Genomic DNA, 11584 nt, shown 5'->3' with positions numbered 1-11584 from the left:
CTTGCAGCCAGTCGAGATCAACGCCGGAGCGTGGTATCTGCGCGCGTTGCGCGCTGACGACCGCATCTCCGACGTCCCCGCGCTGAACGACCTCGGTGTCCCCGATCCCGTCTGGTACACCGAGGTCGTTGCGCGTGGATGGGATGACGAGACCTTGTTCGTGTGGGCCGTCTGCATTCCCACCACCGGCGAACTCGTCGCCGTCATCGGCGTCACACCCGCCGGCGACTCCGGTCGGCTGTGGGGACGCGCGCGCAGCGGCCATGCCGACGCGCTCGATGCCGCCGTGGGTCCGGTCACCCGCTTCGCGGCGGGCGCCTTGAACCTACCGACCGGCGACACCCTCGTCGACGACATCGGCGGCAGCTGACCGGTCGGTGGGAGCGGATTCGGGATCACCCGGAGCCGCCTCGAGGAAATCCCGGCTGCGGATCAGCGCGGCCGCCACGATGCCCCCGACCACTGCGACGATCGCCGCGATCAGCAGGATCTGGTCGAGGGCGTCCACGTAGCCGAATGCTGCTGTGCGAGCGACGTCGGCCCGCAACGGTCCCGGCACGCTGCCCAGCACTCCGGCCAGATTGCCGTTCGCGACCGCTTCGCCGATCTCGTGGGCGCGCCCAGCGAGCGCACCCCCCGACAACGCCGTCGCCACCCCGTCGGTGAGATGAGCGGCGAGCAGGCTGCCGAGCAGCGCCACACCGGTCGCGATACCGATCTGGCGGAACGTGGAGTTGATTCCCGACGCCATACCGGCGCGCGCCTGCTCCACCACGCCGACCGCGGTGGACGCCAGCGGCGGATTGATCAGGCCGGTGCCGACTCCGGCGACGACGAATCCCGGCACGAGCTGGGTCCAGCTGCCCGTGGGATCGGTGCCGCGCATCAGCCAGAGACCCACGGCGACGAAGATGAATCCGGGTCCGATCAGCCATCGGATCGGCACGACGTCGGACAGCCGACCCGCGACCGCCGCGGCGACGAACACCACTGCCGAGAACGGCAGGAAGCGAATCCCGGCCTCGAGAGCGGAGAAGCCCATGATGTTCTGCAGGTAGATGACGATGTAGGTCAGCACCGAGAACATCGACGCCGAGATCGCCCACGCCGCGACGAGGCCACCGTTGAAGGTGGGCACACGGAGCAGCGACCCGTCGAACATCGGTTGCGCGACAACACGTTCGACGACGATGAACACGATCAGCAAGACCACCGATCCCACCAGCGAGCCGGCGACCGTCACCGACGTCCAGCCATCGGCATGGCTGCGGATCAGACCGAACACGAGCAACGCCAGGGCACCGCTGAAGGTCACACAGCCCAGCCAGTCGATCCGTCGGTGGCCGGGGGCCCGCGATTCGTCGACACCCACGAACGTGACCACGAGCGCCGCGAGGCCCACCGGGATGTTCACGAAGAAGATCCAATGCCACGACAACGCACTCGTCAGCACACCGCCCAGGACGGGACCGACGGCCACCGACACACCGGTCACCGCGCCGAAGACACCGAACGCGATGCCACGCTCGCGCGGGGCGAATGCCTGGGCGATCAGGGCCAGCGACGTGGCGAACATGATCGCGCCGCCGATTCCCTGTACGGCACGGGCACCGATGAGGAACCCGATCGACGGCGCGAATCCGCAGGCGAGCGAACCGACCGTGAAAACCACGATCCCCCAGGCGAACACACGCTTCCGGCCGACGATGTCGGCGACGGTGCCCGAGGTCAGCAGCAGGGCGGCGAGGGTGAGCGCGTAGGCGTCGATCACCCACTGCAGTCCCGCCAGCGACGACCCCAGATCCCGCTGGATGTCCGGTAGTGCGACGTTCACGATCGTCACGTCGAGCAGCAACATGAACACCCCGGTACACACGGCGGCGAGGGTCAACCATTTCCGAGACATCTGCGACCTCCGATGGGAGTATTTATTGAGCTGTAACTCAATTAATGCTGACACATATTGAGTCGATACTCAATAACAATCTCGAGGTGCGTAGAGTGTCCGACGTGATGAGACGAGGACGGCCACCCAAGACCGGGCGCGACGAGATCGTCACGGCCACCCTCGCCGTCCTGCGCGAGCGCGGGATCGCCCGGGTGACGACGCGCGAGATCGCCACCCGCCTGGGCATCTCCGAGGGCAGCATCTTCTACCACTTCGGGGACCGAAAAGGCCTGGTGGGCGCCGTGTTCGCCGAATCGTTGCGGCCACTGTGGGAATTCGGTCCGACCATGCCGGAAGCCCCGCGGGATGCCGTGGAGCTACACAAGGTCCTCGATCAGTTCACCGCGCGTCTCGATGAGTTCCTCGAAGCCGGACTCGACGTACTGATGGCCGCCCAGGCCGACAACGAACTCCGGTCCGAGTTGGGCGCGGTCATCCTCGAGAACGACTACGGACCCCAGCGTGGGGTCACCGCGATCAGCGAGTACCTGCAGTCCGCGCAGCGGGCCGGGGTGACCCGCGGCGACGTCGACACCGACATCGCGGCCCATCTCCTGATCGCGTCGGTCTTCATGCGCCACGCGCAGCCGATGCTCCTCGGCCACTCGCGCGGTCTCCCCTCTCGCGCACAGGTCCTCGACACGCTCGTCGCGGACCTGACCCGCTGAGCACCTCAGTCCGGTGTGTCGTGGTCGGCCCCGGTCGCGAGATCCCCGCACTCGACGAGTCGCAGCACGTCGCGGTGGGCGGTCAGGTAGTGACTCGCACCGATGTCACCGGCCAACGTCGCGGTCAGACCGGCGAGATGATCGGCCCCGATGTAGACCGGATGGCCGGGACGTCCGTCGAACACCGCCCGGACCAACGCCGCACTCTCTCGCCCGGCGACGGCGAGTACCCGGGACGCCACAAGCGGACCGACGTCCGGTGTGTCAACAACGTGTAAAACCATCGCGGCCGCGCGGGCATCTGCGACCGCGGCCGCAGCCACCCGGACCGTCTCGGCGAGGCCCTGCCGCCATCCGGGAACGCGCAGAGCCGACGCACCCGCAGGTGGATCGACGACCCGGGCACCCATCGCCACGACCACCGAGTCGCAGCCCCCGCCGGCCAGTGCGTCGACCGCGCGTCGCAACCATTCACCCTCGTAGGCACCGATTTTGGGCATGCCGAACCGGAGTCCGGCACCGGCGGCCAGCACCACGCCGACCACATCGCCCGACCCGATCGACACAGTTGGCTCGCTACTCATGACAACCGCCGATACTAGTGCGGCGCAACCCCTTCTGTCCGTTTTACGCCAGCGAAATATACGATCGGGCGATCAGCGGGAATCGCCGTGCAGGTCCAAGATGATCAGGTCAACGGTGAGACGGTAGAGGTGAACGAGATGGCAACGGATTCTCCAGCCCCCAGCGACACAGCCAAGCGGAAGAAGAGGGTCCACCCGGTCGATCAGGTTCCACCCGCCGGCAAGCTCGTCACCCTGGGCGCGCAGCATGTCGTCGCGTTCTACGCGGGCGCGGTGCTGGTGCCGCTGCTGATCGCGCGGGCGATCGACCTCGACTCCGAAGCGCTCACGATGCTCATCACCGCTGATCTCTTCACCTGCGGTATCGCCTCGCTGCTGCAGTCGGTGGGTGTGTGGAAGATCGGCGTCCGCCTGCCGCTGCTCCAGGGCATCACGTTCGCGACGTTGGCGCCGGTGATCCAGATCGCCAACAATCACGGCGGTGGCCGGGTCGGACTCCAGACCGTCTACGGCGCGGTCATCGCCGCGGGCGTGTTCACCTTCCTCATCGCCCCGTTCTTCGCCAAACTGATCCGTTTCCTCCCACCGGTCGTCACCGGCACGTTGATCACCATCATCGGCATCTGCCTCATCCCGGTCGGAGCCGGCGACGCGGTCAGCGATCCGGCCACCCACCTCCACGATTCGGCCAACTGGCGGTGGGTGCTCTACGTGCTGGGCACCATCATCCTGATCGTGTTGATGCAGCGGTTCTTCCGCGGGTTCATGGCGACGATCGCCATCTTGCTCGGCCTCGTCGTGGGCACGTTCGTTGCGTGGCTACTCGGCGACACCAGCTTCTCGATCGTCGGCGAGGCGAACTGGGTGGGCTTCACCCCGCCGTTCGCGTTCGGCTGGCCGCGCTTCGACATCGTGGCGATCGTGTCGCTCATCGTCGTGCTCATGGTCGTCGCGGTCGAATCCACCGGCTCGGTGTTCGCCACCGGTGAGATCGTCGGCAAGCGCATCAAGAAGGACGACATCGCGGCGACGGTCCGCGCCGATGGACTCGCGACCGTGATCGGCGGCTCCTTCAACTCGTTCCCCTACACCGCATTCTCCGAGAACGTCGGACTCGTGCGCCTCACCGGCGTCAAGAGCCGTTGGGTCGTCGCCGCAGCAGGCGTCATCATGATTCTTCTCGGGCTGCTCCCGAAGGTCGCGAAGATCGTCGAATGCATTCCGGCACCGGTACTCGGCGGAGCTGCCCTCATCATGTTCGCCACCGTGGCGATCGTCGGCATCCAGACGTTGACATCGGTCGATTTCACCGACCATCGCAACCTGATCATCTCGGCGACCTCGCTCGCCGTCGCCCTCTACGTGCAGTTCTCGCAGTCGGCGGCCCCCACGACCGTGATCGAGAAGTCCGGTCAGCAGGTCAACGTCCCCGCCCTACCCGGGGTCGACGAGTCGATGCCGAACATATTCCTGCAGATCCCGTTCTCGACCGGCATCACCATGGGCGCCATCACCGCGATCCTGTTGAACCTCTTGTTCTTCCATGTGGGCGCCAGGGGCCCGGCCGTCGCCGGCGGGGGCGCCATCACCCTCGACGAGGTCAACACGATGACCAAGGAGCAGTTCCGTGACACCTTCGGCGGTGTGGTCCAGAACGTCGACTGGGTCCTGGACCGGGCGTGGGATCAGAAACCGTTCGAGGATGTGCACGATCTGCGCAGCGCGTTCCAGGAGGCCATGCTCACCGGCAGCGACGACGAACAACTGGCGTTGATCCGCGCCTTCCCGGACCTCGGCGCCGAGGACGAGGAGACCGGGCAGCTGATCGCCGTCGACCACAAGGGCCTGTCCCATCTGGAGGAGACCGAGCACGACAACGTGGTGAACCTGGCCGCGGCCTATCAAGAACACTTCGGTTTCCCGCTCGTCATCTGCGCGCGCGAGACCGAGCGCTACGACCGCGTCCTGCGCAGCGGCTGGGCACGCATGGACAACTCGGAGACGAGCGAGAAGTCGTTCGCGCTGATCGAGATCGCCAAGATCGCAAATTATCGCTTCGATGACCTCGTGGCGGATGCGAATCCGTTCACCTCGGCCCGATTCACCCGTCAACCGGAACTCTCTTAGGCTGGGTGCATGCGGCGAGTCGATTGGCGAGGTTTGTCCAGTTTCAACGAACTCTCGGAGCGCCAGGCACTTCATCAACTCTTCGAGTGCTGTAGTTCATCGATCTGGGCGTTACGGGTGGCGAAGGCTCGGCCGTTCTCCGACGACGAGGCGATGCTGGAGTACGCGGATCTGATCCTGGCCGAGCTCACGGACAAGGATCTCGACGAGGCGCTCGCCGGGCATCCACGGATCGGCGACCGGCCCGACAACCCGTCATCGGAGCGTGAGCAGTCCGGTGTCGCCGGTGCGGACACCGCGGTGCTGGATGAGTTGAAGAAACTCAACGCGGCCTACGAGGAGAAGTTCGGTCACGTCTATCTCGTGTTCGCCAACGGTCGCCCCGCCGACGAGTTGCTCGACATCCTCAAACAACGCATGCACAACGACACCGAGGCCGAACGCCGCGTGATGAGGATGGAGTTGGCGAAGATCAACCGCAGTAGGCTCAGGAGGATGCTGACGCCCGCCAGCATCTACCTCGACGAGGAGGCACAGGCGTGACCGGGTTGTCGACCCACGTGCTCGATGCCGTGACCGGTTCTCCGGCAACAGGTGTCGCGATTTCCCTCCAGGACGCCAGTGGCACCGAGTTGGCCAACGGGGTCACCGACGCCGACGGCCGTATCGGCAAGGTCAACACCGACCCGCTGGTGCCCGGGATCCATCATCTCGTGTTCGACACCGGCAGTTGGTTCGCCGATCACGCGGTCACCGCCTTCTATCCCGAGGTCGACGTCTGCTTCGAGGTCGACGATCCAGAGCGCCACTACCACGTTCCCCTGCTGCTCAGCCCCTACTCGTATTCGACGTACCGGGGTAGCTGACACGTTGGCACGACAACCTGCCGCGGCCCGGGTCAATGCACCGTCGCAGCATCGGCAGGGAGTACAGTCGAGGTGAGCCGATTATTCACAGCGTCCACGCATTCGCGCGGAGCCGGTCGGCGGTGGATTCTCCTCTCGATGGGCAGCATCCGCCCCATCACTTGCGAACGGATACCTGATGGCCAACGATTCCACGCTCTTCTCCCACAGCACTGACACCACGCACGCCGCCGTGCAGACGACATCGGCCACCGCGGATCTCGAGTTCTCCGATGTGCCAGATGAACCTCTGAACGCAGGGCGGGATTGACCAGCGGCGTCCCGGTGACAATCACCCTGGGCCCGACACGGCTGCAACTCGCACCCGATCTCACCCTTCCGGTGGCGGGCGCCTGGTTGCCCTACACGTCGCAGATCTCCCAGGAACTGCCGGCATTGCAGTCGGCGGCACGCAGCAGGCTCGGCACGATCTCACGTATCGACGTGAATTGGCGTAATTTTGCGCGGTATCCGGGCTTCGACTCCGAGAATTCGCCCGACGCACTGCCCCTGATGTCGATCACGGCGGACCGGGCGTCGGTCACCCTTCTGGTGATCCCGCCGCGAACCTCGTCCACCCTCGCCGCCGCGCTTCTGCGCCAGGCCGGCCAGTGCGCCGGGGTGCCGGGTTCCGAACACAGTCATCTCTATCTCGACGCCCAGCGGATCCTGCGTCGCGCGGCCCTCCAGCAACGCGCCACGATCGGCACGTGATCGGTGGACTGATCCGCCTGCGGAGGCCTCGGACCGTTCGGGCTGACACGATCGACGTTGCGGCCCAACAACAGCAGCCCAACAACAGCGGCCCAACAACAGCGGCCCAACAACAAACGCCGCCCAGGAGACCTGGGCGGCGTTTGAGAGGTGTCTGGTCTACTACAGTGCGGTCACTGTGGTGGCCTGCGGACCCTTGGGGCCCTGCTCGACCTCGAACTGGACACGCTGCTGCTCTTCGAGGCTGCGGTATCCGCCACCCTGAATTGCCGAGTAGTGAACGAAAACGTCACCATCGGTGCTGTCGTCGGGAGCGATGAAGCCGAAGCCCTTTTCGCTGTTGAACCACTTGACGGTTCCTTGAGCCATGATGCTGTGTACTTCTCTCTTTATGCACACGAGAGCCATGCGGCCCTCGCTTGTCAATCATCTCACACTTCACACCACTTCGGTTAACCGCCGGTCTCACTCCCGCCTGACGGCCGACGGCGCGACACCGTATCTGGCGCGGAAAGCGGCGGCGAAACGCCCGGTGTGCGTGAAGCCCCACGCCATCGCGGACTCGGTGACAGAGGCCGAACGGCCGCTCGCGAGATCGTCGTACACCGCGGCCAGCCGGATGTCGGTCAGGCATTCCCGCGGTGTCTTGCCCACATACTCGCGGAATCCCTCTTGCAGGCGCCGCACACTCACCCCGGCCAGCTCGGCCATGTCGGCCGCCGTCCACGCCCGTGCCGGGTCCGCCCGCATCGCGTCGAGCACCCGCGTCACGATCCGCGGGCGCGGCGTGAGGTGATCGGACGGGTCATCGGAGATCGCCGCCAGCAGGAATGCGTCCGTCAGGGATGCGGCAAGCTGCTGCGCGACAAGCGGATTGGACAGCAGCGGATCGTCGGCCGGCTGGTTCGCGATCGAGCGGACCAAACGGAACCAGCTCGCCCCCTCGGACGATCGCAGATCCAGCTGATCCGGGATGGACGCGTTCGGGTCACCGGCCACCCGGACCACCTCGTGTTGCAGGAAATCGCGGTCGATCTTCACCCCGACGATCGTGCAGGTACTCGACCACCGCGTGATGTCGGCCGGGGTGTCCGGCGGGTTGATCGTCGCCAGACCGTTGGTCGACACCACCGTATGCCCGCCGACAGTCGTCTCCAGCACGCCACCGAGCGGCACATTGATGCCGTAGGCCCCCGGATGATCGGAATGGACCGCGACCTCGGCACCCCACCCGATCCGCGCGATCCGCAACGGCCCGACGACGGTCACCGACACGTCGACGTCGGTTGCCGTGCTCCGCGCCTCGCACGGACTCAACTCATGGGGGAAATATGCGTCGGAAACCGCATGTGAAGCCGCATCCCAGTCGCGCTCCCCGGGTATTCGCAGCCGCTCCAACCTGCTCATACGTCACTCCTCACGACCTGGTCGCGCTTTCCGGATCGCCATCGCGCTCAGCGGATCGTCAGGCGGCCGCGGTCGTCCTATGTTCTACATCACATTCTGCCCCATCGAAAGGAGGAAGCACATGGAACGCAAGGCACTACAGAACGTGTTCGGCCAATTCGCGAGCGGCGTCACGGTCATCACCTGCGCGAACAGTGAGGGTGAACCGCATGGTGCGACGGTCACCGCATTCACCGCGGTGTCGCTCGAACCGAGACTCTGCCAGGTGACCCTGACACGCAAGTCGAAGGCCTGTGGATTCCTGTCGGACGCGCCGTTCGCGGTCAACATCATGGCGGCCGATCAACTCGATATCGCAATGCATTTCGCCGGACGGCCGGCCCAGCCGGGTCCCGTGTGGGCCGACGGTCCCACCGCCCCGATCCTCTGCGGCTCGGCGGCCACCCTGAGTTGCATGCCCTGGCGCAGTTACGACGGCGGGGACCACATCATCTTCATCGGTGAGATCGTCGATGCCCAGGCCAGCGGAAAGGACCCGCTTCTCTACTACCGCAGTACATTTCACGACCTCGGCGAACCGTCGGTCAATTCGCTGTGGACACTGTCCGCCGATGACCCGCATTCCGGATGGTTCGACTCCACAACGACTTTCACGCCGTTCCACCTCGCCACGTCCGAACAGGCTGTCTGACCGGCCACCCATTGCGCACCAATTGCGATCAATCGATCAGAAAGAGGTATCAATCATGACCACCATCGAACGCCCCGAGACCGATGCACCCCAGGTGAATCCGGCTGCGGAGAGCGAGGTCAACAGGACCCGCAACTTCGCCTCCCGCCCGATGACAGGTGACGAGTACATCGAGTCGTTGCGGGACGGTCGCGAGATATGGCTGCACGGTGAGCGTGTCAAGGACGTCACCACCCACCCTGCGTTCCGCAACCCCGTCCGGATGACCGCCCGCCTCTACGACTCGATGCACTCCGGCCCGCACAAGGACAAGGTCACCGCCCCGACCGACACCGGCAACGGCGGCGTGACCATGCCGTTCTTCAAGGCGCCGACGAGCTCGGACGACCTGCTCAAAGAGCGCGACGCGATCGCCGAATGGGCACGGATGACCTATGGCTGGATGGGCCGCTCCCCCGACTACAAGGCCAGCTTCCTCGGCACGCTGCACGCCAACAAGGATCTATACGCACCGTTCGAGGCGAACGCCGAGCGCTGGTACCGGGAGTCACAGGAGAAGGTCCTCTACTGGAATCACGCCATCATCAACCCGCCGGTCGACCGGCAGCTGCCGCCCGACGAGGTCGGCGACGTCTTCATGAAGGTCGAGAAGGAGACCGACGCCGGCCTGATCGTCTCCGGCGCCAAGGTGGTCGCGACCGGCTCGGCGATCACCAACTACAACTTCATCGCCCACTACGGACTGCCGATCCGCAAGAAGGAGTTCGCGCTCATCTGCACGGTTCCGATGGACGCCCCCGGCATCAAGTTGATCTGCCGCACGTCCTACACCCAGCAGGCCGCGGTGATGGGCAGCCCGTACGACTACCCGCTCTCGAGCCGGATGGACGAGAACGACACCATCTTCGTCTTCGACAAGGTGCTCGTTCCCTGGGAGAACGTCTTCATGTACGGCGACGTCGACCGGATCAACGCGTTCTTCCCACAGTCCGGCTTCCTGCCCCGGTTCACCTTCCAGGGCTGCACACGTCTGGCCGTGAAGCTCGACTTCATCGCCGGGCTGCTGATGAAGGCGCTCGACTGCACCGGCGCCGGGGATTTCCGCGGCGTGCAGTCGCGCGTCGGTGAGGTCATCGGCTGGCGGAACCTCTTCTGGACGTTGTCCGATGCCATGGCCCGCAATCCCGAACCGTGGATCGGCGACACCGTCATCCCGAAGTTGGAGTACGGGCTGACCTACCGGATGTTCATGATGCAGGGATACCCGCGCGTCAAGGAGATCATCGAACAGGATGTCGCGTCGGGTCTGATCTACCTGCCGTCGAGTGCCGCCGACTTCAAGAGCCCTGACGTACGCCCGTACCTGGACAAGTATGTCCGCGGATCGAACGGCATCACCGCCGTGGAACGCGTGAAGGTGATGAAGGCCCTGTGGGATTCGGTCGGCTCCGAGTTCGGCGGACGGCACGAACTGTACGAGCGCAACTACTCGGGCAATCACGAGAACGTGAAGGCCGAGCTGCTGTTCGCCGCGCAGAACCGTGGCGGCGTGGACCAGATGAAGGGTCTCGCCGAGCAGTGCCTGGCGGAGTACGACCTCGATGGGTGGACCGTGCCCGACCTCATCGGCAACGACGACGTGAGCTACTTCGGCCCGGCGAGCTGATCCTCCCGACCTCCGGACGTGGGTCGTTCGGGTTCACGCGGGTCGTTCGGGTTCACGCGGACCTTCGACGGTTCGCGTGAACCGGAGCGACCCGCGTTGTCTGCCACAACCCGCATTGTCTGCCACGGCCCGCGTTGTCTGCCACGACCCGCGTTGCTCGTGCGACTACCGTCGATCGCATGCCCCACGACGGTGAGACACCGGCCGAGGTCGTGGCCGACGAGCTGGACACCCTGGTGACCGAGCAGGCCCGCGTGCTCGTGGGAATCACCGGACCACCGGGAGGGGGCAAGAGCACGTTCGCCCGGTCGGTGGTCGATCTCCTCGCCCGGCGACGCGGCGACGACGCCGTTGCGCTCGTCCCCATGGACGGCTTCCACCTGTCCGACCGCGTCCTGTCCGACCTCGGCCGCGCGGACCGCAAAGGAGCACCGGACACCTTCGACACGGACGGGTTCGTCGCGCTGGTCGAACGGATCGTGGCGGACGCCGATCGACCGGTCTACTGCCCCGATTTCGACCATTCCATGGGTGAGCCGATCGCCGCCCGGATCGTGGTCGGTCCCGCGGCGCGGGTCGTCGTCGTGGAGGGTAACTATCTCGCCCTGGACGACGGCCGGTGGTCACCGATCGCCGGACTGCTCGCGCGGCTTTATTACGTCGACGCCCCCGCCGACCTCCGGCGCACCCGCCTGCTCGAGCGCCACGTGGCCGCCGGCAAGACCCTCACCGAGGCGCAGGCGTGGGTCGACACCGTCGACGAACCGAACGCCGAACTCATCGCCACGACGCGCGATCGCGCCGACCTCGTCGTCGACGGCACCGCTGCGAGCTGAGACACGCAGAACGCCCGGATACCCCCGTTGCGGCGGGT

14 protein-coding genes are annotated in these 11584 nt (G+C 65.7%); 10 read left to right on the top strand and 4 right to left on the bottom strand.

Going from position 1 to position 11584, the window contains the following annotated elements:
• The first annotated feature begins 1 nt into the window (after nt 1).
• A complete protein-coding gene (locus ACVT6V_RS14270) occupies nt 2-370 on the top strand; it encodes a hypothetical protein (RefSeq protein WP_489900445.1) in 369 nt (122 codons plus the stop codon).
• Here ACVT6V_RS14270 and ACVT6V_RS14265 read toward each other — a convergent pair.
• Nucleotides 326-1906: an MFS transporter gene (locus tag ACVT6V_RS14265; RefSeq protein ID WP_489900444.1), complete on the bottom strand. Its 1581-nt coding sequence runs from the start codon at nt 1904-1906 to the stop codon at nt 326-328. The genes ACVT6V_RS14270 and ACVT6V_RS14265 overlap by 45 nt on opposite strands.
• A 95-nt stretch (nt 1907-2001) precedes the next feature.
• Between ACVT6V_RS14265 and ACVT6V_RS14260 the strand changes: the two genes are divergently transcribed.
• Nucleotides 2002-2616, top strand: a complete 615-nt coding sequence (locus tag ACVT6V_RS14260; RefSeq protein ID WP_489900443.1) for a TetR/AcrR family transcriptional regulator — start codon at nt 2002-2004, stop codon at nt 2614-2616.
• A gap of 5 nt (nt 2617-2621) precedes the next feature.
• Here the strand turns inward: ACVT6V_RS14260 and ACVT6V_RS14255 are convergent, their stop codons facing one another.
• A complete protein-coding gene (locus ACVT6V_RS14255) occupies nt 2622-3200 on the bottom strand; it encodes a nucleotidyltransferase family protein (RefSeq protein ID WP_489900442.1) in 579 nt (192 codons plus the stop codon).
• A 138-nt stretch (nt 3201-3338) separates the two neighbouring features.
• Between ACVT6V_RS14255 and uraD (ACVT6V_RS14250) the strand changes: the two genes are divergently transcribed.
• The 5 genes from uraD (ACVT6V_RS14250) to ACVT6V_RS14230 all read left to right on the top strand — a co-directional run bounded on the left by uraD (ACVT6V_RS14250) (nt 3339) and on the right by ACVT6V_RS14230 (nt 6946).
• Nucleotides 3339-5327: a 2-oxo-4-hydroxy-4-carboxy-5-ureidoimidazoline decarboxylase gene (uraD, locus tag ACVT6V_RS14250; RefSeq protein WP_489900441.1), complete on the top strand. Its 1989-nt coding sequence runs from the start codon at nt 3339-3341 to the stop codon at nt 5325-5327.
• Nucleotides 5328-5336: 9 nt separating this feature from the next.
• Nucleotides 5337-5870 carry a 2-oxo-4-hydroxy-4-carboxy-5-ureidoimidazoline decarboxylase gene (gene uraD, locus ACVT6V_RS14245; protein ID WP_489900440.1) on the top strand — a complete coding sequence of 178 codons (534 nt, stop codon included), beginning with the start codon at nt 5337-5339 and terminating at the stop codon, nt 5868-5870.
• Entirely contained in the window at nt 5867-6193 is a 327-nt protein-coding gene (gene uraH / locus ACVT6V_RS14240; RefSeq protein ID WP_489900439.1) for a hydroxyisourate hydrolase, read from the top strand. The genes uraD (ACVT6V_RS14245) and uraH overlap by 4 nt, the downstream gene beginning before the upstream one ends.
• Before the next feature lie 178 nt (nt 6194-6371).
• Nucleotides 6372-6503 (top strand): hypothetical protein, encoded by a 132-nt coding sequence (locus tag ACVT6V_RS14235; protein ID WP_489900438.1) that lies wholly within the window; start codon nt 6372-6374, stop codon nt 6501-6503.
• A 14-nt stretch (nt 6504-6517) separates the two neighbouring features.
• A complete protein-coding gene (locus ACVT6V_RS14230) occupies nt 6518-6946 on the top strand; it encodes a DUF5994 family protein (protein WP_489900437.1) in 429 nt (142 codons plus the stop codon).
• 162 nt (nt 6947-7108) lie between these two features.
• Here the strand turns inward: ACVT6V_RS14230 and ACVT6V_RS14225 are convergent, their stop codons facing one another.
• Both ACVT6V_RS14225 and ACVT6V_RS14220 read right to left on the bottom strand, forming a co-directional pair.
• Nucleotides 7109-7315: a cold-shock protein gene (locus tag ACVT6V_RS14225; RefSeq protein WP_489900436.1), complete on the bottom strand. Its 207-nt coding sequence runs from the start codon at nt 7313-7315 to the stop codon at nt 7109-7111.
• Between the two features lie 96 nt (nt 7316-7411).
• On the bottom strand, nt 7412-8353 hold the full coding sequence (locus ACVT6V_RS14220) for an AraC family transcriptional regulator (protein WP_489900435.1): 942 nt from the start codon (nt 8351-8353) through the stop codon (nt 7412-7414).
• A 121-nt stretch (nt 8354-8474) separates the two neighbouring features.
• On the opposite strand from ACVT6V_RS14220, the gene ACVT6V_RS14215 reads away from it, so the two are divergent.
• The 3 genes from ACVT6V_RS14215 to ACVT6V_RS14205 all read left to right on the top strand — a co-directional run bounded on the left by ACVT6V_RS14215 (nt 8475) and on the right by ACVT6V_RS14205 (nt 11546).
• Nucleotides 8475-9044: a flavin reductase family protein gene (locus ACVT6V_RS14215; RefSeq protein ID WP_489900434.1), complete on the top strand. Its 570-nt coding sequence runs from the start codon at nt 8475-8477 to the stop codon at nt 9042-9044.
• Between the two features lie 55 nt (nt 9045-9099).
• The gene (locus ACVT6V_RS14210; protein ID WP_489900433.1) at nt 9100-10710 is read left to right on the top strand and encodes a 4-hydroxyphenylacetate 3-hydroxylase family protein; all 1611 of its coding nucleotides are present in this window, start codon (nt 9100-9102) and stop codon (nt 10708-10710) included.
• A gap of 179 nt (nt 10711-10889) precedes the next feature.
• Nucleotides 10890-11546, top strand: a complete 657-nt coding sequence (locus ACVT6V_RS14205) for a nucleoside/nucleotide kinase family protein (RefSeq protein WP_489900432.1) — start codon at nt 10890-10892, stop codon at nt 11544-11546.
• The last annotated feature ends 38 nt before the right edge of the window (nt 11547-11584 follow it).

The sequence above is a fragment of the Gordonia sp. LMA167 genome (genome assembly GCF_058130025.1).
Note: the sequence above shows the minus strand (reverse complement) of the source record. Positions and strands in the feature narration are given on the sequence as shown.